General features: G+C 40.9%; 18 protein-coding genes. 1 reads left to right on the top strand and 17 read right to left on the bottom strand.

Annotation, left to right across the window (positions count from 1 at the left end):
• Window positions 1-124 precede the first annotated feature (124 nt).
• The 6 genes from CPC19_RS01855 to CPC19_RS01830 form a co-directional block, all read right to left on the bottom strand.
• A complete protein-coding gene (locus CPC19_RS01855; protein ID WP_016390788.1) occupies window positions 125-1,699 on the bottom strand; it encodes a class I adenylate-forming enzyme family protein in 1,575 nt (524 codons plus the stop codon).
• Window positions 1,700-2,125 (bottom strand): Zn-ribbon domain-containing OB-fold protein, encoded by a 426-nt coding sequence (locus tag CPC19_RS01850; protein WP_015006992.1) that lies wholly within the window; start codon window positions 2,123-2,125, stop codon window positions 1,700-1,702.
• Window positions 2,126-2,133: 8 nt separating this feature from the next.
• The gene (locus tag CPC19_RS01845) at window positions 2,134-3,297 is read right to left on the bottom strand and encodes a thiolase family protein (protein WP_016390787.1); all 1,164 of its coding nucleotides are present in this window, start codon (window positions 3,295-3,297) and stop codon (window positions 2,134-2,136) included.
• A gap of 4 nt (window positions 3,298-3,301) precedes the next feature.
• Window positions 3,302-3,784, bottom strand: coding sequence for an aromatic-ring-hydroxylating dioxygenase subunit beta (locus tag CPC19_RS01840; RefSeq protein WP_223253208.1), 483 nt, complete (start codon window positions 3,782-3,784; stop codon window positions 3,302-3,304).
• A gap of 13 nt (window positions 3,785-3,797) precedes the next feature.
• Window positions 3,798-5,039, bottom strand: coding sequence for a Rieske 2Fe-2S domain-containing protein (locus CPC19_RS01835; protein WP_016390785.1), 1,242 nt, complete (start codon window positions 5,037-5,039; stop codon window positions 3,798-3,800).
• 63 nt (window positions 5,040-5,102) lie between these two features.
• Window positions 5,103-6,305 carry an alkane 1-monooxygenase gene (locus tag CPC19_RS01830; RefSeq protein WP_016390784.1) on the bottom strand — a complete coding sequence of 401 codons (1,203 nt, stop codon included), beginning with the start codon at window positions 6,303-6,305 and terminating at the stop codon, window positions 5,103-5,105.
• 197 nt (window positions 6,306-6,502) lie between these two features.
• Between CPC19_RS01830 and CPC19_RS01825 the strand changes: the two genes are divergently transcribed.
• On the top strand, window positions 6,503-7,351 hold the full coding sequence (locus tag CPC19_RS01825; RefSeq protein WP_016390783.1) for an alpha/beta fold hydrolase: 849 nt from the start codon (window positions 6,503-6,505) through the stop codon (window positions 7,349-7,351).
• Between the two features lie 95 nt (window positions 7,352-7,446).
• Here the strand turns inward: CPC19_RS01825 and CPC19_RS01820 are convergent, their stop codons facing one another.
• The 11 genes from CPC19_RS01820 to atpA all read right to left on the bottom strand — a co-directional run bounded on the left by CPC19_RS01820 (window position 7,447) and on the right by atpA (window position 23,127).
• Window positions 7,447-8,697 carry an aromatic ring-hydroxylating dioxygenase subunit alpha gene (locus CPC19_RS01820; RefSeq protein ID WP_015006998.1) on the bottom strand — a complete coding sequence of 417 codons (1,251 nt, stop codon included), beginning with the start codon at window positions 8,695-8,697 and terminating at the stop codon, window positions 7,447-7,449.
• Between the two features lie 63 nt (window positions 8,698-8,760).
• Window positions 8,761-11,130, bottom strand: coding sequence for an RND family transporter (locus CPC19_RS01815; RefSeq protein WP_016391039.1), 2,370 nt, complete (start codon window positions 11,128-11,130; stop codon window positions 8,761-8,763).
• Window positions 11,130-12,098, bottom strand: a complete 969-nt coding sequence (locus tag CPC19_RS01810) for a YCF48-related protein (RefSeq protein ID WP_016391038.1) — start codon at window positions 12,096-12,098, stop codon at window positions 11,130-11,132. The genes CPC19_RS01815 and CPC19_RS01810 overlap by 1 nt, the downstream gene beginning before the upstream one ends.
• 89 nt (window positions 12,099-12,187) lie before the next feature.
• Window positions 12,188-13,648 (bottom strand): DUF1329 domain-containing protein, encoded by a 1,461-nt coding sequence (locus CPC19_RS01805; RefSeq protein WP_015007001.1) that lies wholly within the window; start codon window positions 13,646-13,648, stop codon window positions 12,188-12,190.
• 53 nt (window positions 13,649-13,701) lie between these two features.
• A complete protein-coding gene (locus CPC19_RS01800) occupies window positions 13,702-15,402 on the bottom strand; it encodes a DUF1302 domain-containing protein (RefSeq protein WP_015007002.1) in 1,701 nt (566 codons plus the stop codon).
• Window positions 15,403-15,529: 127 nt separating this feature from the next.
• A complete protein-coding gene (gene glmS / locus CPC19_RS01795) occupies window positions 15,530-17,359 on the bottom strand; it encodes a glutamine--fructose-6-phosphate transaminase (isomerizing) (protein WP_016391037.1) in 1,830 nt (609 codons plus the stop codon).
• 10 nt (window positions 17,360-17,369) lie between these two features.
• Window positions 17,370-18,728 carry a bifunctional UDP-N-acetylglucosamine diphosphorylase/glucosamine-1-phosphate N-acetyltransferase GlmU gene (gene glmU, locus CPC19_RS01790; RefSeq protein WP_016391036.1) on the bottom strand — a complete coding sequence of 453 codons (1,359 nt, stop codon included), beginning with the start codon at window positions 18,726-18,728 and terminating at the stop codon, window positions 17,370-17,372.
• A 133-nt stretch (window positions 18,729-18,861) separates the two neighbouring features.
• Window positions 18,862-19,278, bottom strand: coding sequence for a F0F1 ATP synthase subunit epsilon (locus CPC19_RS01785; protein WP_015007005.1), 417 nt, complete (start codon window positions 19,276-19,278; stop codon window positions 18,862-18,864).
• 14 nt (window positions 19,279-19,292) lie between these two features.
• Window positions 19,293-20,675, bottom strand: coding sequence for a F0F1 ATP synthase subunit beta (atpD, locus tag CPC19_RS01780; RefSeq protein WP_015007006.1), 1,383 nt, complete (start codon window positions 20,673-20,675; stop codon window positions 19,293-19,295).
• 34 nt (window positions 20,676-20,709) lie between these two features.
• Entirely contained in the window at window positions 20,710-21,573 is an 864-nt protein-coding gene (gene atpG, locus CPC19_RS01775; RefSeq protein WP_015007007.1) for a F0F1 ATP synthase subunit gamma, read from the bottom strand.
• A 12-nt stretch (window positions 21,574-21,585) separates the two neighbouring features.
• Window positions 21,586-23,127 carry a F0F1 ATP synthase subunit alpha gene (atpA, locus tag CPC19_RS01770; RefSeq protein ID WP_015007008.1) on the bottom strand — a complete coding sequence of 514 codons (1,542 nt, stop codon included), beginning with the start codon at window positions 23,125-23,127 and terminating at the stop codon, window positions 21,586-21,588.
• Window positions 23,128-23,136: the final 9 nt, after the last annotated feature.

Raw genomic sequence — 23,136 nt, 5'->3', positions numbered from 1 at the left:
TGAGTAGTTATTCGCAATAAAATATATCGCAAACATTAACACTCAAAAATGACAGCCATGTTTCAGTTAGCTGACAAGCTTCTTACCGAATAACTAATTGCAGATAACTGCTTGCAGGTATTTCCTAAGCTAAGTCCCATGGCACCGACAGACGACCATCTTTAAACATCGCTTGCATATCTTTTTTAAGCATTTTCCCCGTCAACCCTTTTGGCAACTCGTCTACTAGTACGATATGTTTGGGCACTTCAAACTTTGCCATTCTTGCTTTACTAAATGCAACCATTTCATCGCAATCAAACGCAGCTTTATCTTTGGCAATAATTAACGCGACCACCGCCTCATCCCATTCAGGGTGTGGCACACCAATAACACCTACTTCAGCAACATTAGGATGTTCATCTAAAACATTTTCAACCATGCTTGGAAAAACATTAGCCGAGCCAGTAATAATAAGGTTATTTTTACGATCCGTTAGGTAAAGAAAGCCCTCATCGTCTAGATAGCCTAAATCATTAGTTCTGAGCCAACCCTTGTTAAGCACTTCTTTGGTTTGCTCCTCTAAATCCAAGTAACCACTCATTAAGGTATCAGATTTTAACCAAATTTCACCGCTAGTATTTGGCTCTAAAGCGACGCCATTATCATCACGAATTTCTATATCAAAATGTAATGCTGGCCGACCACATGAACGAAGAAGATGGTCCTCACCATTTAGACCTCTTTCAGTATCTTCTGGTCTCATAAAACAAATCCAACCACCTGTGGTTTCGGTAACACCATACATTTGCATTAAATCACAGTTGAAGGTCTCAGCAGCTTTACGGATTAACTGTGGCGTTGTTGGTGATGAACCATAGGTTATTAGTCGCACGGATGGGATTTTAATGTCCGTTTCTTCCATGATTTGAATCATCCGGCGCATCATCAATGGCACCATAATGGTTACCGTTACTTTCCTCTTATTAATATGTTCAAAGTATTGATCAACATTAAAGTCACCCTCTGGAAGCACTGATGTCATTCCATTAACTGTATTCATTGTTATGAGTACAAAGGTAATCCAAGCCGATGACGTGGGTGCATACCATACATCATCTGGCGTGAGTCCCATGTTTAACACCGTATTTATCATCGCGTCTTTAAGCGCATGCTGGGATAAAAGCACGCCTTTTGGCGAACCTGTGGTACCCGATGTATAACTGATGGCTGCCAAGTCATCGTTTTCAAGTACGGGCAGGTCAACCTTACCATCACTTTTTGCCAACAACTCTTGATAGTCATAAGGCAGGTTGTGATCTCCACCATAACCAATCAATAAAACACCTTCGGATATCAATTGCTCGGCAACATCGCCCATCAATGGCACACAGTTAGCTTGTACTAATACTACTTTCGCTTTTGAGTTATGGATGACATACAACATTTCTTTAGGAGAATAGCGCCAGTTAACACCGACCCGTGGCGCACCTAATTTTAAGCAGGCATGAAAAGCCTCATAAACTTCAATGTGCTCGTGAGACAAAATAGCGACCACATCGCCCTTGCCAATATTTTTGGTTTGTAAGGCTTTTGCAAACCGACACGCCCGCTCATTTAGCGTAGCCCAATCGATAGACCTTTCTCCTTCATAAAAAGCTATTCTTTTTGGCATCGCTTTCGCTGCACGAACCAGGTAATCTCTAACTAATGTTGTCAATTAATGCTCCTCCCCATCTAATTTAAAATAAAGCAACTCGTTTTTTTTATCTATTTTTTTAAAGTGTGCTCTCACCGCTGTACCAACTTGATATGGCTGCCCATCACTCGCTACTATATGGCCCATAACTCGTGGACCTTCCGTTAATTCAACTAAGGCCACTGTATAAGGTATTTTGTCATCGTAATAGGGGTGAAAACTACGGTGAAAAACCACGTAACTATATATAACCCCCGTGCCCTTAGCTTCAAACCATTCGAGTTCATTGCCACCACACTCATCACACACTTTTTGTGCAGGTGGTAGACTGGTTTGGCAGGACGAACAATGCTGAATAAGTAACTTATGTTGCTGCATTGCCTCATAATAAGGTTTTGCAATATCAACTACCGTTGGCCAAATAATATCTTCTTTTGGATATTCCATCGTGCCTCCTATCGCCCCATAACTAACGCCGCATGGAACTGCATCCGTCCACCATAACCAGTGACTAACATATTATTGAGTGTATTTAATTGGCGACCTTCTGCACGGTTATGTAATTGCATGACAGCTTCTGAGACCGCTGTCGCGCCTTGCATATAATAGCCAGATAGATGCCCCCCGCCAGTATTAACGGGTAATTGCCCACCCGGACCGATACCTTCTTCTGCAATAAATTGTGCCGCCTTTCCTGGTTCACAAAAACCGTACATTTCTAAATTTATTAACGTGGAAATACTAAACGCATCATAAAATTCACAGGCATCAATATCATCTACCGTGACACATGCCATCTTAAACGCTGTTTGTGCAGCCATTTTTGCACCCGTTTCTATTTCAGGCTGATAGCCACAGCGGTTGGTATTACCTTTATGGCCTTGCCCCATTCCATAGATATAAGCAGGGTATTCTTTGGCCGCTTTTGCGGTTTCTACATCACTGACCACCACAGCAATTGCCCCATTGACAGGGTAAGCACAATCCAGCATCCGTAGTGGTTCAACGAGCCACGGTGATGCATGATGATCTGCCATCGTCATCGGTTTTTTTATTTTGGCTAACGGATTAAGCCTTGCCCATTCTCGGTTTGCAATTGCTACTGCTGCAAGATCATCAGTTGTTCTGTTGTATACCGCTAGGTATCGCTGGGCAGCCATTGCATACGCAGCTATCGCGCTGTAAAAACCATTCGCGACCTCGGTTCCCAATTTACCCATCATCGGCATTGCGATTGCAAAGGATTCTGCGGCAGAACCACCTGGTTGCAAAGGGGTATCTGCAAACACACACACCACTTTTTTAGCCAAGCCAGATTGAATCGCCATCGTTGCTTGCTGTAGTGTCTGGATCATTGAGCTACCCTCTGCTTCAACAACATTCAGCAAACTTAAATCCCTAAGGCCAGCATAATCCTGAAGGTCCATCGGCATTGCCGATAAATCTTCAATGGGGCTTTTATTAATCAGCAATCCATCAATATCGTGATGCTTTAAGCCTGCATCGCTAATCGCCATACCAATTGCTTCAACGGCTAACTCCCATGAAGCCACCGTGTAATCGCGACACAACTCAGTCATCCCAAGGCCGGTAACGGCTGATAAAGGCTTCCTGCTCATCAGTCTAAATTAAGAAAGACAGTGTTGGTATAGGTTCAAGCCCATTCACTAAATTAACTTTCTTTAAGTGTATTTGAAAGCTATCTCCTTTTCGGCTAAGGATATATGTATACCGACCAGACCATATCCTAAAACTATGTACCGATTGAATAGAATATTCTGGTAAATAGAAATTTGCCTCTACCCTAAACTTGTCATCATTGTCGTTAAAGAACTCGTAATTTGAGATGACACGACGCATACCGGAAATAGGTACTTGGCTAAATCGGTTACCGGTATTGAGTTGCTTAACCCTTGTTGTTAGCCTCGAATAATTATCGTATAAATGTGATGCCTTTTTCGCTGGATCGTCACCATCTTTGCGCGGCACCCAATAAACGGCGTCCTCTGCCCATAATTCATACCATGCCTGGTATTGTCCCTCATCAGCATACTTCGCCTCTTGAATAATAAAGGCTTCAAGCTCTTTGGTTACCTCAAATGCCACCTGCTTCCCCATGCTACTTTTCTCCCAACATTACTGAGCGATAGTGGTGCCAAAAACCTCTGTTTGACGTTTCATCACTCATTCGCGACTCCTTAACACCATCATCTCTTACCGTTTCTCGATCCATTCCCCTACTTAGATCACACCAAGGTGTACCGGCTTGAAGCGCCTTTTGCGCGCGTTCAGCTATCGTTGCGTCATCTGCCAATAAAAAAGCAGCAGGGCCTAATGCGCCTTCGCTTTGTCTCAGTAACTTAAAGTTCAACTCTGGCACCCCCTTTAAAAACATCGGCGTGCTCCATTGCACACAAGAGTTAACACTGGTCGGCTGGAAAATAACTATATTCATTTCTGCTAAAAATAAATTAGGGAAAATACAAGCATGTGGCGGCCCATCAAACAACCGCTTGTTGCCTTCTTCTTCGCCATATGCCGCGTGCATTTTTTCAACATATGATTTGGACTTTTCAACCGTTGAGCCCAGCCAATCAAGTGTATTGACATAGCCTGCGGCAAAATCAATTTCCGTGTGGCCATTGCCCCAGTCTCTGATCACCCCTTGGTTGGTGTCTTCTCCGCCCACAAACTCGTTATATTGAGAAGGAATAACTTGAACAAATGATTGATGAACATAGTTTACATGGTAACCATCCGTATCATTCTCGGGCAGCATTTTCCAGTTTGCATCAAACTTTTGACGCACCCAACCACCTGTTAAATCTACCTCACCTTCTGGAGACAGGTTACAGGCCCGATCTATCAGCTGCTTACCATTTCCCAAGTAGTCATCAAAACTTATCGTTGGTTCGTTAAAGCTTGCAAAAACAAACCCCCGATAACTATCTGTAATTAATGTCTGTAACCCATGGTCTTTTTTCTCTTTAGTAAAGCCATCAGGATAAGGTACGTCTAACAAGTCACCATTTAAGCCAAAAACCCAACCATGGTATAGGCAAGAAAAATTGCGTTTATTGCCTTCCATTTCATTACATAAGTTATTGCCTCGATGCGCACAGCGATTCACCATTACATTCACTGTAGAATCTTTATCCCTGACCATGATCAATGCTGAGCGGCCTATATCCCTTGCAATAAAGTCGCCTGCTTCCTTGACTTCACTTTCATGCCCGACATAAAACCAGCTATTTTGAAAAATCTTTTCCATTTCATCAGCATAGATATCTTCTGATGTATATAAAGACCCATGAACCTTGTCCGATTGAATCAGGTGATTGTAATCTATGTTATTTACCATATTGCTCTCCTATGTATGCCTTTGCACTGAAAAAGGCCTTTATTCCTTTCTTAATTTGTCGCTCTACTTCTCTGCTATAACCGCTCTATCAAGAAAACGCTCGGGCAAGGTATTAGGCAATGCATAAGGCACGATATCTGCTGTGTCATAAAACTCTTCAATAATTGGATGCATGATTTTTCTCCATAAAGGAGGAAACATCGTTACAAATAAGATATTTAGGTAACCTAATGGTAAACGTGGTGCCTTATCCATCACCCTTAATATCTGATAAGGCCGACCTACATTCGCGTGATGATCTGAATGCCGATCAATTTGACACATAAAAAAACTACTAATAATCATACTGTCATCCCAAGCATGTTCTGCCCTTACTTTTTCATAGCTACCGTCTTCAAGCTGTTTACGCATCAAACCATAGTGTTCTGCAAAGTCTGCTGTGGCTAATAGCAGCCTTGGGAAAAGATATTGCATAATAAATAACGGCAATGAAATCCAGCCAAAAAGATAAACAAGTAGTGAAAACCATGCGATTTGTGCCATGGTTATTTTTATCATTTTATTATCTAAACTTATCCAACTTGAACCCTTTCGGCCAAGGCGTTCCGCTTCTACTTTCCATGCGGTAATTGACTTTAATACTGTACTTCTAAGTGCAAACCTCCAAAAATTTTCACCATATGGGGACGTTGCAGGATCTAGTGGGGTCGCTACATGAATATGATGATGGAAATTATGATAAACATAGAAATCAGCCATACTAATTGGCGTCATCAAGGCTTGACCCATAAAACGGTCAAACTGGTTCCCATGATGACACAGCTCATGCCCTGGAGTTGCACCTGTTGCCGTAACAAAGGCCAAAGAAAGGGCTAAGAAAACCATTTCTGCTGTGCTGAGTGGGTAGTAGCTTACACCTAATACGGTGAACATTTCCATTGGCGTATTTGTTATCAATGAATAACAAAACAAAGTAATTAGAAACTGTATCGGGACATAGACCCAAAGCATAAAGCGAAAAAAAGAACTTTCCTCTAATTCTTTTTCCATCTCTTCTGGTGCATTAATAGGATCATCTCCTACAATCGGGTCAAGTATCATACAGATACCAAATACAGCAAGGGTTAACAAATACCAATACCCCCCACCTAAAAAATGAGCAATAACAGGTGTAGTAGAAAACAACAATATAGGGATTGTGGTATAGCGAGCGACTATACTAACTTTTCTTTTAATACTATCTGGGGCATTCATTTTGGGAAACATGTTCTCTCCTGGATCTCATTAATTTGCATTTATTTATACAATTGATTATAACCAGTTAAACAAACTGAACGCTAGTTAGAAATAATCATTTTTTTAATGTAACAATTTTTCTTTAAACAACTTATTGCTCTTAAACTAGCGTTGTTAACTATCTTTAGAAACACTATAACTTCAAACTTTTAGAAATAAGGAATGCTATGCAAACATCAAACATCCGAACCGGTTCTTTTAATACGTTTTTAAATGAAGCAGGAACCGATAAGGACACCAGTATTTTATTGCTACATGGTTCTGGCCCTGGTGCTAACGCCATGTCAAACTGGCAATATGCACTGCCTTTTCTAGCCGAGAACTACCATTGCCTTGCACCAGATATTGCAGGTTTTGGCCTTAGCCAACATGACTGCCCACCCAATGGAACCAGCCACTGGATTGATACTTGGGTGCAACAACAAGTAGATTTATTAGATGCTAAAGGGATTGAGCAAACACATATTGTCGGCAATTCCATGGGCGGTGGCGTTACCCTTCATTTACTTAACAGGCACCCTGAACGCTTTAAAAAAGCGGTTCTTATGGGCCCAGTAGGTGCTCCATTTGCCCCTACCGAAGGCCTCACTAAAGGGTGGGAGTTTTATAAAGACCCTTCCAAAGAGGCTTTAGAATACTTAATTACTAAATTTCTTTTTGACCCGGGTTTACTTGGCAATGATATCGCTAGCATTGCTGCTCAACGCTTCGATAACGTTATGAAAGATGAAGTACGCCTTCAGTTTGAAGCCATGTTTAGCGGTGGTACAAAAAAAGGTATTGATGCGTTTGTTTTATCAGACGACGAGTTAAATAATATTTACCACCAAATGCTGGTCACCCATGCCCGAGAAGATTTTTTTATTCCTCTGAATAATGCATATCATTTAATAGATAGAATCCCTAATGCGCAATTGCATGTCTTTGACCATTGCGGCCACTGGGTTCAAATTGAAAAGAAAAAAGCATTTAATAATTTAACTAAACTATTCTTCGACGGCATGTTTGATGACTAGGCCCCATTCTCAACGCATCGATTAAACAATAAAGCCCAGACTTTCATCTGGGCTTTATTGTTTTAGAATTCATACCTCTTCATTTTATTCAATACTTAAAAGCCCATCATCTCTCGATACCCTTGCCACATTGAACGAATCATTCCTTCCGTGACTAGATGCTTTGCTCCTTCAGGCTCTTTACCATCCATCTCTATCACGCTAGTGTATTCCCCATCCCGAACTATCGCTTTTTGACATAGCTCTGTTGATTCACCATCTTCCATTGAGATAAGTCCAGCAGGTCCAATAAGATTAGATTGCTTTAAACGAATATTTCTAAGCTCTTCTGTGTCGTCTTTATAACCAAAGTAAGTCCAGACTAACTCAAATTCATCCTTACCTTTTGGTAAGATCTGACGAAAAGCGAGGGTATTTTGAATTTGTTGCAACACTAACGAAGGAAACATCGATAATATATCCAAGCTATGTCCGTCTTCAAACTCCTGCTGGCCTGCTAGTAAAGACTCATCTGCTAATGCATAATTTCCTTGCTGCATCGTTCTAAGGTTCTCTTTCTTAACATCGTCCAGAGCACTTTTCTTTTCCTCTGAACTCTTAACCCAAATTAAGCAGTGAACTTTATTATTAACGATTGATTCACCTTGTTGAGACGATCGATACAGCCCAAAAGTTGCATGAAAGAGATGCAATAAACTTGCATGATAAGGGTCTTTGGTATTTTCAGCGTAGAACTTCCAGTTCCCTTTAATATACTGTCTAGTTGTACCTAGTATTTCTATCGGCTTATTTAAAAGTCGACGCATATGGTAGCTAACATCATCGCCCATATATTCTTCAATATCCGGTGTATCATCACTAAAGGTACCAAAAATCGCACCATGGTAATTAACTACACGGACCTTACGAAGACCGTGCTTCTTTTTATCAAAGTCTTTTGGCATGCCACCTTTGCCAGCGAGTCCACGCTGGAAGGGGACCCCATGAAGGTCACCCTTCGCATCATAAGCCCATTGGTGATATACGCAGGTGTATGCACCATCTTCAGACTTACCGTGACGCTCTCGACAAATCTCAGCGCCACGGTGAGCACAACGGTTAACCCAAGCATAGATTTCATCATCTTGCCCACGGGTAACCACAACAGGGGTATCACCAATATAGGTTGATTTGAAGCTACCTTTTTCTGGCAGTTCTGCGTCAGCGGCTAAAAAGTTCCATGTTGGGCCATTATAAATTTTCTCCTGCTCAAGGTCGTAAACTTCTTGATTATTAAACACCCAATAAGGCACCGCCGTACAACCTGCATCTGCAGGCCACTTTAAACGATCAAGCATACTTCTCATAAGAATACTCCTTTATTAAGCTATTGAAGAATAAGGTTTTAGAACCTTCTGCCGCTAGCATTTTTAGTTACTTTCTTGCACCGTTCCTTCTCTGTCTTTAAGCGGATAAATGAAACTTGCCAGCGCCGGAATAAGAATAATAGCGCCCAACATATTCACGAAGAACATATACGCTAACAAGATACCCATATCTGCCTGAAACTTAAGATCTGAGAAGTACCAAGTTGCTACACCAATGGTCATCGTCACTGATGTAAAGACGACTCCCGTTCCCACCTCTTTTAACGATTCATAATACGATTTCTGTAACGACTCTCCCATTGTCATGTGAGCCCTCATCCGTGCGAACAAATAGATGCCGTAATCAACCCCTACGCCAACACCCATTGCTAATACAGGCAAGGTAGATACTTTCAACCCTATCCCTAAATAAACCATGACAACGTTTGCTAAATAAGCAACTAGAGCTAAGGGTACAACAATACATATTGTTGCTCTGATAGACATAAATGTTACAAAGCAGAAAATACCCACTGCCGCAAACAAAATAAGTTCTATTCGAGCTTGCGCTTTAGCCACAATTTCATTTGTTGCCGCCATGATGCCTGCATTACCCATCGCAGGTACAAAGTCGACATGCTCATTTGTATTGAGCTCTCTGAAATTTTTGACTGCATCCATTACACGGTCTAATGTTTGCGCTCGATGGTCTGTAAGATAAATTGTTACCGGCATAATCGTACAATCATTTGAAAATAATGCCTGAGACATCTCTACTCTGTAGATATTAGCTGATATCATTTTCTCATTCCGTGGGATACCCAAAAACTTAGGGTTCGCTTCGTAGTTACCAATATTACGCTCACGAATCACTTGAGACAGAGCCTTGACAGACTGCACGCCTTCAACATTTTTCATCTGCCAAACAAAGTCATCGATCGTTTGCATAATACTGAAATTAACACAAGACCCTTTTTGATCGGCTTTTGCTAAGATCACCAATTCATCCAAGCCGACAGAAAAGTTTTCCTGTATCGCATTAGCATCCAAATTATATTGAGAATCTGGCCAGAACTCAGGTGCACCTGCTTCAACATCGCCGACAATCAGTTGATCTTGAACTGATAAAGTGTAAACACTCAGGCCAAAGGCAAACACCAATACAATTGTTGCATACCGTCTATCTGTTAATTTTGAGAGCATTGCCCAAAAAGAATGGTCAGCGCCTTTAATACTTCCTTCAGCCCTTTTTAATTCCTTATCAGTCAATTTAATATACGACAATAAAATAGGTAGCATGATTTTATTGGTTAACAGCATCACCGCTACCCCAATACTAGCGATTATTCCAAGCTCTCTAATGATAGGAATATCAATCAAGACAATAACGCCAAAACCTACTGCATCTGAAACTAGTGCTGTAGCACCCGGTATAAATAACTTATAAAAAGCATGACGTGCCGCACCGACCGAATCTTCGCCATTAACAACGCCAATCCGCCAAACATTGGTCATTTGAATTGCATGACTAACGCCGATAGCTAGAATTAAAAACGGAACCAGTATTGACATAGGGTCAACACCGTAACCTAATATTTTGACCAACCCCAGCTGCCAACTGACAGAAATCAATGCTGTCGCAATCACTGCCAGCGCCAGTTTCATTGAGCCTGCAAAAAAGTGTAGCAAAATAAAGGTAATGATTAATGTAATAACAAAAAAGCTAATTACGCCTTCTGCACCATCAATCACATCGCCTATGAATGGCGCAAAACCAATAATATGAATAGCGGTTTCTTCTGTTTCATAAGTCGCTCTGATTTTGTCTAATTTTTCAGCAAACAACTCATAGTCAATTTTTTCCTTTGTAATCGGATCAACTTCGACCAAATCGGCAATCACCAAAGCGCCCGATAGATCCTTCGCAACTGTTTTACCTATTTCAGAAGACTTAAAAAGATTACTTTTAACCTCTTCAATACGTTCAGGTGTTGCAATAAAGTCGGCGGCTACGATTCTTGAGCCCGTAAACCCTTCTTCACTAACAGCGACATAGTTAACGTTTGGAGTAAACAATGAGGTTACGGTCCGCGCGTCAATACCATCCATCACTAAGACTTCAGACGTGATGCCTTCCAACACGGTAAAAAACTCGGGCGTAAACATCTCACCATCTTTATTCTCTACAAAAATGGTAATACGGTTTGCGCCACCAAATTCATCACGGTAATTTGTGAAGGTTTTCATGTACGGGTGTGACAAGGGGATAGCCTTATCAAACCCTGGAGACAACTGTTGATTGAACCCTTGATAGGATAAAAATACTGTTACCAATAGACCAAGAGTTAAGAATAATAAACGATGCTTCAATAAAGCATCTGCCATAAAATCAGAAATATTATGCACTAAGGTTGATTCATGTTTAATACTCATTATTTACCACCCCTGTCTGATTTTGTTAATTCACTGATTGACATTTTTTCAATACCGCCCGACATTGATGATAAATAAACATTCTCACCGTGAATAGTTAGCGCGGTGTAGTCGGCCCGGCTCTTACTTTCTACTGTATTCACCAATTCACCTTGACCATTAATCACCAAAATAATCCCACCACGTCCAACGACTAAAAGATTTTTAGCATCATCTGTTATCGCTGAGCCCAATAAAAACTGATCTGTTTTACTATTAATTTTTTTCCATTCTAAAGTCTCAGAATCAAGCAAATATAAGTTGCCACTCATGCCAAAAACCACAAAATCCTTTGCTAATTTATTAACACCAAAAAACGAGCCTTCATAAGGAGAAGGCACAACTTGCCAATTCGAAAATTTATCTTTTGAATAAAAAATTCCACCACGTTCAGAAACAACCAGCGATGTATCCATAATTTGTTCGATCGCAAAGAGATGATTTTGATACCATTCTTCTACGGATAATAACGTCAACTTCCACGTTTCTCCCGCATCTTCGGTTACCCAAAGCTCGCCATCTGTGCCTAGTACATAACCCTGCTGAGGGCTAACAAAGTTTACCGACATATAAAACCGTTCTTCTTCCGGTTTATAACGCTTTATAACCCAAGTTTCTCCGCCATCCGTTGTTTGCAAAATAGTCGATTCATGGCCAACAATCCAACCCGTTGTTTTTGAGGAAAATGATACCCCCGTTAACGTCACATCTACTGGCGACTTAATTTGTTTCCAAGATTTTCCGCTATCAGTCGAACTTAAAATAATGCCTCTTTCTCCGACGGCAAAAACTTTATCTTCATTAACATCTAAATCAAGGAAAATTGCTTTCGTTGATAATGGCATCTCCAATGCTGGTCTAGCAAGGGTTTCCGCCAACGCAGAACCACTCATCAACAGCATTAGACATAAAATAATTCTTAACATCATAATTATTACCTATAAAATTCAAAAAAAGACCGAAGCTAAACTGTCTAGCCTCGGTCCTAATCTAATCATTTAAAACAACGCTGCGCTTCTTATCTCCGGCCAAACTTTCTTAAGCCTTGCGGTGTAAAAATGTCAATGTTGAAGCCAATATCTTCTTCTTTTGATACCACTTTCTGACCACCAAAGCCCATTTCTTTACCTGCTTGGTACTGCCAGTATGGGAAGGTTGTGTATCGGCCATTAATCAAGTCCACTTGCATATCGCCTAATGGACCTGCGACATTTGGTCCAGGAATGAAGGCATTGTATTGCTCACCCACACGCCATAAACGATCTTTCGCATCATATGCTTCAAATGCGACACCTAACCAAGTATCTTCATCAAAATAAGCGGTATGACGTTTATAAAGATGACGCTGCCCTTCTTTTAATGTCGAATCAAGAACCCATACACGGTGCAACTCATATCGAACAACTTCTGGGTTGATATGCTCTTCTCCAAAAATTTCATCAAAAGGCAAGTCTTTATTACCTAGTTTGTAATTGTTGTATGCAACATATATTTCCTTTCTAACAGGTTTAGCATAATCAAAGCGGGTATGTTTACCACCAAAATAGTGCATCCAACGACTGGCTACTGTTCGCTGACCATCTGACGCAAATGATGGGCTATCATGGAAACCAATTTCCGGTGCTTTACGAACACGGCGTTGTCCTGGAACATATAAATAAGTTTGAAAATCAAAATCATTTACATAGTTACAGCCACCAAATACTAAGCCTGATGAACGCGGTGGTTTTTCAACCTGCCAAGAGTCACACAACATAGCGATGCCATCACGGTTGTACCATTTAACACTTCTGATTTCTGAATCTGCTGAAAACCAATAAGGAGAAATCGTCCGCTGCCGAATAATCACGTCGGTACGGTTTCCATTTGAATCGATTAAAGCACCATTAATCATTCGGTCATTTGCAAGCCCTTTGAAAGAAAAAAAGTGGTTATATGCTGCTTCTGCACCTGATTTAGGAATCGGAAACGGGATACCGCCACCAGCAATATTGTTCTTTAAGCAAACTTTTGATTCCGTTGCATATTCATCACACATTTCAACATTTTTTGCTTGCGCCATGGTTGCATCGTATACCCATTTATCGTACGCACCTGTACGGTGAGTAGGGTATACGTGCATTTTATAGCTGTCAGGATATTGCTTAAATAAACCAATTTGGCCAGCCGTTAATTTATCCATGTGCTCTGTGTAGTTTTGAGCGGTAATGGTAAATAATGGTTTTTCGTCTGCAAAGGGGTCTGCCAAACTATCAACAGTTCCTCCAGCAGGTATCGGCATCGGTTCACTATTCCATGCAGGAATTGTACCTTCAGCATTGCCGGCTCTCACCGCCCCCATTGGGGTTAACTCAGTATCATTAATGCCCAATTTCGCTTCTTCTTCGGCAGTTAACTTTGCCATCGCTATGCCGGGCAATAATGCCGCTGACAGCACAATGCCTATGGTTTTTTTAGTTCTTGATGTTAAAAATTTCATCCTATCTCCTTAAACTCTCTTAAACTCTCTTAAATTATTTTAATTAACAATATTTAGAATGAGTAACTAATATTTGCTTGTATGAAATCACGATCCGTACGGCCGTTTAAGCGACTACCCGCTTGATTTAGCATGCCATTTCCGCCATCGAACATAGTCCAACTAACACCACCCGTCCATGTTCCCCCGCCGTATCCAAAGTTAGCACCAATTGTTAACGCTTTTCGGTCATCAACAAATAGGGGAACAATTTCATTGGAAACACCTTCAACATCGTATTTAAATGCGATAAAAGGAGAAACGGATGCGACATTAAACAATGCTGCTTCATAAGTAAGACTTTGCTTAATTTGGAAGCCCCAAAAGCTCTCTGTCACTTGAGGATTAAACACTGATCTAAAGGCACCACCAACAATCGGCTCATTTTTGGTTGGCAAATCATCAACCCAGCCATACGCAACTTCTAGTAAGGTGCTATTAGCATCTGCATCCATAAAGCCAACACCCCAAATACGTTGGAAGGTCATTTGCATTTGATGCCTATCAACGAAGTCATATCCAGTTACCTCGTCACCTACCGCACAAGTACCACATAGTCCTAAGCCTGCTGGAAATGGGCCTGCTGCTCCTAATCCTGATAGCACCCCACCAGTCATTTGTATCGGCGCATCTTTTCTTACGTGGTACTCACCGCCTATCGCCCAGCCAGAAATATTGGTATTAAATGACATACCAATACGCTCAATATTCTCTACGTATTCTAAAAAGAATTGACCGGTTCCGTAAAATGTTGAGATCATCGGTGTATGGTCATGAAGACTTTGGTAATACAACGCGAGCTCTGTTCCACCAAATACTTCTGGAAAGAATTTACGAATTGCCAAACCATATTGACCACCTTCAGCAAACTTATCACCCACTCTTACTAAAGAACCACCTACTAGACCGCAATCATCTAATTGATCAGGCGAAATACAGGCTCCAGAAGGCGCACCAAAAGGTAGGTTAGCTGCACCTGTGGCCACACCGCCGACAACACCATCACCTGCCGTATCAAAACCACCGCCTGCACCTACTGCATCGAGGGTAGTAAAGTATGAGCCTGCTGGATCTAATTGAACTTGGTCAAATTCAAAAAGGTAGAAAGATTCAATAGACCACTCGTCATCAATATTCCATGAAACATAAGCAGCATTTGTACCAATAAATGCATCCTTAAGTGCAAGCCCAGGCTGTCTTAGTTTGTTTACGTCAACAGTATTAATATCATTAATTGAGCCTTGAATAAAGGTATTCTCACCCCAGCTAATAACCTGCTTACCAACCCTTATGTTAACTTGATCATTATCACCAAAATAGCCATAAAACATTAAGTCAGTTAGTGACAAATCACGCGCTAATTTATCATGCGCTTGGTCAGCTAAATCTTCATTATCATACGCATAGTCATAAAAATAATTACCTCGCGCCAGCATGCCATAATCGCCATACTCTAAGCTTAATGTACTAGATCCACGGATAGAATTACTGAACACATCGCCAGCATCTTTAAAAATTCTATTACCATGCGCGCCGAAATTATCACTATCGGCATCTTCTGTACGCATTGAAATACCATACGTTACATCCGTATCAAAAGAACCTCTTAACTCACCTTTATGAAAACTAAAAGCGTGTGCTGTGCCTATTTGAGACAATAATAACGCCGAGCTTAGCGCAACACCTGCACTCGATTTTATAATCGATTTCTTCATGAAACTCCCCCTGTTTAATTTTTACTACACCTTTATATGTTGGTGTTGTAAAAAGCATACAGGCTTGAACGAGCAGCTGTTAGAAATTTTTCTCAAAAAATTGACGCTGATCAATTTTATTTACTCCTTATTCAACCGTTACTGATTTGGCAAGGTTACGCGGTTGGTCGACATCGGTTCCTTTAATAACCGCGACATGGTAGGCCAATAATTGCAGCGGTACCGTATAAATAATGGGAGCAACTATTTCATTAATCTCTGATACTCGAATAATTTTTAACCCCTTTACCTCTTCAAATATTGCATGTGTATCAGCAAAAACAAACAACTCGCCCCCTCTAGCCTGCACTTCTTGCAGGTTGGACTTCAGCTTTTCTAATAAATCATTGTTTGGCGCCACAGCAACAACCGGCATTTGGTCATCAACAAGTGCTAATGGCCCATGCTTTAACTCACCTGCTGGGTAAGCTTCTGCATGGATATAAGAAATCTCTTTAAGCTTCAAGGCACCTTCCATTGCAACGGGGTATTGCTCGCCACGGCCCAAAAATAATGCATGGTGTTTATTACTAAACTGCTTTGCAAACTCAATAATGTCTGGCTCAAGACGAAGTACTTCCGCCACTTGTTCTGGTAATACTTCTAATTGCCTGACGATTTCTATCTCTTTTTTATCATCAATTTTATGGTGCTTGCCCAACGCTATAACCAGTAGCAACAATGCTGTTAATTGTGTGGTAAATGCTTTTGTTGATGCCACACCTATTTCTGGCCCTGCTTTCGTCATCAATGCCCATTCGGATTCTCTAACTAATGAACTTTCAGGAACATTACAAATCGTTAATGTATGTGCATAACCAATATCCGAGGCGGCTTGGAGAGCAGCCAGAGTATCCGCCGTTTCTCCTGACTGTGAAATCGTGACAAACAATGTTTTCCTAATAACAATATGTGGCCTGTATCTAAACTCACTCGCCACTTCGATATGACAAGGTAGGCCAGCCACTGATTCAAACCAGTACTTTGCTACCAGCCCTGCATGAAAACTAGTTCCACAGGCCACAATTTGGACTTCTTCAATGCTTCTGAACGCCTCCTCAGCATCTTTGCCAAAACAATCTGATAATAATCGCCCATTTGCGATACGTCCTTCAAGGGTTTGTTTAAGTACCGCTGCCTGCTCAAAAATTTCTTTTTGCATGTAGTGGTCATACTCCCCTATACCAGCATCATTAACTTGTAATTTTGTTTTATTAATTTTGCGCTTAACCTGCCGGCCCTTGGCATCGTATATCGCCACACCCTTATGAGTAATGTCTGCCACATCACCATCTTCTAAATAAATAAAGTGCTCTGCTTCTCCCAACAAAGCAAAAACATCAGAGGCAATAAAATGTTCGTTATTGCCAATACCAATCACCAAGGGGCTGCCTTTTCTTACTGCTATTAAATGATCATTATTACCTTTTTCAACAACGCCCAATGCATAGGCGCCCTCTAATGACTCAACTGTTTTTTGAACTGAAGTCAGCAAATCATTGGTTTTTTTATATGCATCAGACACAGCATGAACAATCACTTCTGTATCAGTGTCTGAATCAAATTGATGGCCTGTTTCTAATTGCTGCTTACGTAATACTTCATAATTTTCAATAATGCCATTATGCACCAGTGCAACGTCAGCACACATATGCGGGTGTGCATTAGTTTCTGAAGGAACACCATGCGTTGCCCAGCGGGTATGAGCAATACCGCAAAAGCCCGATAAAGGCTGAGCCTCAATTAACTTTTCAAGGTTTTTTACCTTGCCTACGGTGCGGCGCCTTTCGAGTTCATCATTATCCGTAACGATACAAACGCCCGCCGAGTCATAGCCACGGTACTCCAGCCTTTGAAGGCCTTTTACTAAAATATTTGTGATATCTCGTTGTGATACCGCACCTACTATTCCACACATACAAGCCCTTTTAATCCTTCATCGGCTTCTTCCAGCCATTTAATGTTATTTGTTTTGCACGAGTCACTGTTAGGGCATTAGCGGGCGCATCTTTTGACAGAGTTGTCCCGGCACCTAACGTAGCCCCTTCCTCTACTGTAACCGGGGCAACTAGTTGTGTGCCAGAGCCAATAAATGCACCATCTTTGATAGCGGTTTTATGTTTATTAACTCCGTCGTAATTACATGTAATGGTACCGGCGCCAACATTAACGAATTTACCAATTTCAGCATCACCAATATAACTTAAGTGGTTTACCTTTGATCCCTCATCAATAGTTGCTTTTTTCACTTCAACAAAGTTGCCGATATGCACACCTTTTGCCAGCTCTGCACCCGGACGAAGTCGAGCAAAGGGGCCGATTGTACTATTTTCACCGACAACACAATTTTCTAATACAGAATTAGCTTTAATGACAACACCATCAGCAATAATCGCATTTTCAATCACGCAATTTGGCCCAATATGTACATTACTACCTAAGCTAACTGCCCCTATAAAAACATTATTGATATCTATATAAACGTCATTACCGGCTAACGTCAATTCGCCTCGGACATCTATCCTCGACTTATCTGCAAGTGTAGCGCCTAAGTTCATTAACGCTTTTGCCTTACACAGTTGATAATATCTCTCAAGTTCATTAAGTTGTATTTTTGAATTAACACCTTGTACTTCAAATTCATCTAAAGCCTGTACTGTATTAACGCTAACACCTTCAGTAACCGCCATTTCAATAATATCTGTTAAGTAATATTCTCCCTGAGCATTACTATTATTTAATTTCCCCAACCAGTTTACTAAATGCTTCCCATGAACCGCCATAATGCCGGTATTAACCTCATTAATTTTTAATTGAACATCTGTCGCATCTTTCTGCTCAACTATCTTACAAACCTTATTACCCTCTCTAACGATTCGCCCGTAACCCATTGGGTTTTTGAGTGTTACTGTTAATAAAGACATAGACTTAGTACCAACCTGTGTAATCAACTTATGCAGTGTAGAGCTGTTAATTAATGGCACATCGCCATATAAAATTAATACAATATCGTCTTCAGCTATGTTATTTGATGCCTGCTTGACTGCATGGCCTGTTCCCAATTGTTCGGTTTGTTCAACCCAATGAATATCAAACTGCGAATGTTTCTTTTTAACCTCTTCGCCATTATGACCATAAACAACAACAACCTCACTGCTCAATGGTCTAGCTGACTCAATAACGTGCTGTAACATTGGTTTTCCACCAATTTGATGCAACACTTTTGCTTTATTCGACTTCATCCGCGTGCCTTTGCCCGCGGCTAATACGATGGTTTTTATATTCATTTTGATAATATTTCCAGATCAAGCCCTAGTTTAACAGGTATAAAAAAACCCGCCTATGGACGGGTTTTATTTTTATATCCAACGATCTGCTACACAAACGGTAACTTCACTTAGTAACTTATTTAAACCAAGCTTAACGTGTTTTCCTTAACCGGCTAATTGCCTGTAACTGTGCTGCAGCTTCAGCTAACTCTGCTTGAGCCTTAGCAAAATCAATATCAGATGTTTTATTTGCTAATACCTCTTCAGCTTGTTTCTTGGCTGCCAACGCTTTTGCTTCATCTAAGTCATCCGCTCTAACTGCTGTATCAGCAAGAACCGTCACTAGATGAGGTTGAATCTCGAGAATACCACCTGAAATAAAGAAATCCAACTCAACTTTACCAGTATTCACACGAACCTCACCCGGTTTAAGTCGAGTAACAAGTGGCGCATGCCGTGGCGCAATACCCAGTTCACCCAGTTCACCCGGAGCGAAAACCATTTCAGCTAATCCAGAAAAAATGGAAGCTTCTGCACTTACAATGTCGACATGAATTGTCATGCTCATTTTGGCCCCTTAATTTAAGCTGCTTGCTTAGCGTGTTTTTCAATCACTTCGTCAATCGTTCCTGACATATAGAATGCTTGCTCAGGAATATGATCGTAATCACCTGCAATAATACCTTTAAAACCTGCAATAGTATCTTTAAGTGAAACGTATTTACCAGGTGAACCTGTAAACACCTCAGCCACAAAGAATGGTTGTGATAAGAAACGTTGAATTTTACGTGCACGAGCAACCGATAATTTATCTTCTTCTGATAATTCATCCATACCCAGAATAGCAATAATATCTCTTAATTCTTTATAACGTTGCAGCGTACCTTGAACATCACGAGCCACTTGATAATGCTCTTCACCAATCACTAATGGGTCTAATTGACGACTTGTAGAATCTAATGGGTCAATAGCAGGGTAAATACCTAGTTCAGCAATTTGACGTGATAACACAACAGTCGCATCCAAGTGAGCAAATGTCGTTGCAGGCGATGGATCGGTTAAATCATCCGCAGGAACATAAACCGCTTGAATGGAGGTAATTGAACCTTCACGGGTTGATGTAATACGTTCTTGGAATACACCCATTTCTTCAGCAAGGTTAGGTTGATAACCCACCGCTGAAGGCATGCGTCCCAATAGCGCAGACACTTCTGTTCCAGCTAATGTGTAACGATAAATGTTATCAATAAACAATAAAACATCACTGCCGTCCGCACGAAATTTCTCAGCCATCGTTAAGCCTGTTAAAGCAACACGTAATCTGTTTCCTGGAGGCTCATTCATCTGTCCGTAAACTAACGATACTTTATCAATAACGTTTGAATCGGTCATCTCATGATAGAAATCATTTCCTTCACGAGTACGTTCACCCACACCAGCAAATACTGAATAGCCGCTATGTTCAATCGCGATGTTACGGATCAACTCCATCATATTAACGGTTTTACCAACACCAGCACCACCAAACAAACCAACTTTACCACCTTTTGCAAACGGGCAAACTAAGTCAATAACTTTAATACCTGTTTCTAAGATATCATTTGATGCTGCTTGTTCTTCATAAGAAGGCGCTGTACGGTGAATACCCCAGCGTTCTTCTTCACCAATTGGTCCTTTTTCATCAATCGGTTCACCTAGAACATTCATAATACGACCTAATGTTTTAGTTCCTACTGGTACTTGAATTGCTTCACCAGTATTCGTTACATCTAAGCCCCTTTTAACACCGTCTGTTGTACCCATAGCAATGGTACGAACAACACCGTCGCCAATCTGCTGTTGTACTTCTAGTGTTAAACCCACTTCCTTTACAAGGAGTGCGTCATATACTTTCGGTATAGCATCACGTGGAAATTCCACGTCAACAACCGCGCCAATAATTTGAACGATAACACCTGAGCTCATATCAGTTCCTCAATATTCTTAATTTAAAATTTTTCTATACCGCTGCTGCACCAGCAACGATTTCCGATAGTTCTTGTGTAATTGCTGCTTGCCTTGCTTTGTTATAAATCAGCTGCAATTCATCAATTAATGTACCTGCGTTGTCGGATGCACTTTTCATAGCAACCATTCGAGCTGCTTGCTCACAAGCATTATTTTCTAATAGCCCTTGGTATACCAACGATTCGATGTATCTAACCAATAATTGATCCAATACTTCTTTTGCATCTGGTTCATAGATATAGTCCCAATGATGTGTAAGTTCATCATCTAACTCTTCTGTGTATACAGGCAGTAGCTGAGTGATTTCTGGTGTTTGAGTCATTGTGTTTACATAGTCATTATGCGCTATATAAAAACGATCAATATTACCTTCGTCATATTCATCTAACATGCTTTTAACAACACCGATAATGTCTTCTAACGATGGTGTCTCACCGATATGAGTCACAGAGCCAAGAACGTTACCACCTAACCGGCCTAAAAACCCTTCGCCTTTAGAGCCGATTGATGCCATAACAACATCAACACCTTCTTCATCCCAGGTTTTCAGCTGACCTACAAACTTACGAAATAAATTTGAGTTCAAACCACCACATAATCCACGATCACTGCTGATTAATATGATGCCAACGCGCTTACATTCTCTATCTGCCAAATAAGGGTGCTTATATTCGGTTCTAGCCTGAGCCAAATGACGTATAACCTGCCCTATTTTTTTAGCATATGGACGAGCCGCAAAAACACGCTCTTGTGTTTTACGCATTTTACTTGCGGCGACCATTTCCATTGCGCGTGTTATTTTTTGTGTACTTTGAACACTCGCAATCTTGGTCTTAATTTCTTTTCCAACTGCCATCGCTTTTCTCGCTTACCAGGTTTGTGTGTTTACAAACTCTTCGATAGAAGACTTCAAGTCAGCAATAATCTCATCGTTATAGTGACCTTCATCACCAATTGCTGCAACAAGATCAGCCTTTTCTCTTTCCATAAAACCATGAAGAGCTGCTTCAAAATCTAGTACTTTATCAACATCAACTGCGTCAATAAAACCTTCATTAGCTGCAAACAATGAAATCGACATTTGAGGCACACTTAATGGCGCATACTGATTTTGTTTCATCAATTCAGTCACACGAATTCCACGATCAATTTGCGCTTTAGTCGCCGCATCAAGATCTGATGCAAACTGTGCAAAGGCTGCCAATTCACGATACTGAGCCAAATCAAGACGTGTACCACCGCCTAGCTTCTTAACTGATTTAGTTTGCGCTGCGCCACCCACACGAGAGACAGACAAGCCAGCATTAACCGCTGGTCTAATACCCGCATTAAATAAATCTGTTTCTAAGAAAATTTGACCATCAGTAATAGAAATAACGTTGGTAGGAACAAATGCAGAAACGTCACCAGCTTGAGTTTCAATAATAGGTAAGGCGGTTAATGAGCCTGTTTTACCTTTAACTTTACCATCTGTTAGTCTCTCAACTTCTTCAACATTAATTCTAGCTGCACGCTCTAATAGTCTAGAGTGAAGATAAAAGACATCTCCTGGGTATGCTTCACGTCCTGGTGGACGACGAAGTAATAATGAAATTTGACGATACGCCCATGCTTGTTTTGTTAAATCATCATAAATGATTAACGCATCTTCGCCCTTATCACGGAAATACTCGCCCATTGCACAACCAGCGTATGGTGCAATAAATTGTAGTGCTGGCGAATCAGCTGCACCCGCATTGACCACAATTGTGTGATCCATCGCGCCATGCTCTTCAAGTTTTCTAACAACATTTGCAATTGAAGACTGTTTTTGACCAATCGCAACATAGATACACTTAATACCTGTGCCTTTTTGATTGATAATTGCATCAATAGCGATGGCTGTTTTTCCAGTTTGTCTGTCGCCGATAATTAATTCACGTTGGCCACGACCTAATGGAATCATTGCATCAATTGATTTCAAACCTGTTTGCACTGGTTCGTCCACTGATTGACGTGCAATCACACCTGGTGCAATTCGCTCTACTGGTGATGATGACTCAGCATTAATGGCTCCTTTACCGTCAATTGGGCTACCTAATGCATCAACTACACGACCTAGCATTGCCTCACCAGTTGGAACTTCTAAAATTCGACCAGTACATTTTACACTGTCACCCTCTGAAAGGTGCAGGTATGAGCCCATGATAACAACCCCTACAGAGTCTCTTTCAAGGTTAAGTGCCATACCAAATGTATTGCCAGGAAACTCTAACATCTCACCTTGCATAGCATCTGATAAGCCATGTACTCGAGCAATGCCGTCTGTTAAAGAAACGATTGTGCCTTCTGTTTTAGCTTCTACGTCTGTATCGAAGTTTTCGATTTTTTTCTTGATAAGATCACTTATCTCGGATGGATTTAATTGCATCGTTTTTAC

This window comes from Cycloclasticus sp. PY97N (assembly GCF_002443175.1).
GTDB lineage: Bacteria > Pseudomonadota > Gammaproteobacteria > Methylococcales > Cycloclasticaceae > Cycloclasticus > Cycloclasticus pugetii.
This window is presented reverse-complemented; position numbering and strand designations above follow the sequence as displayed.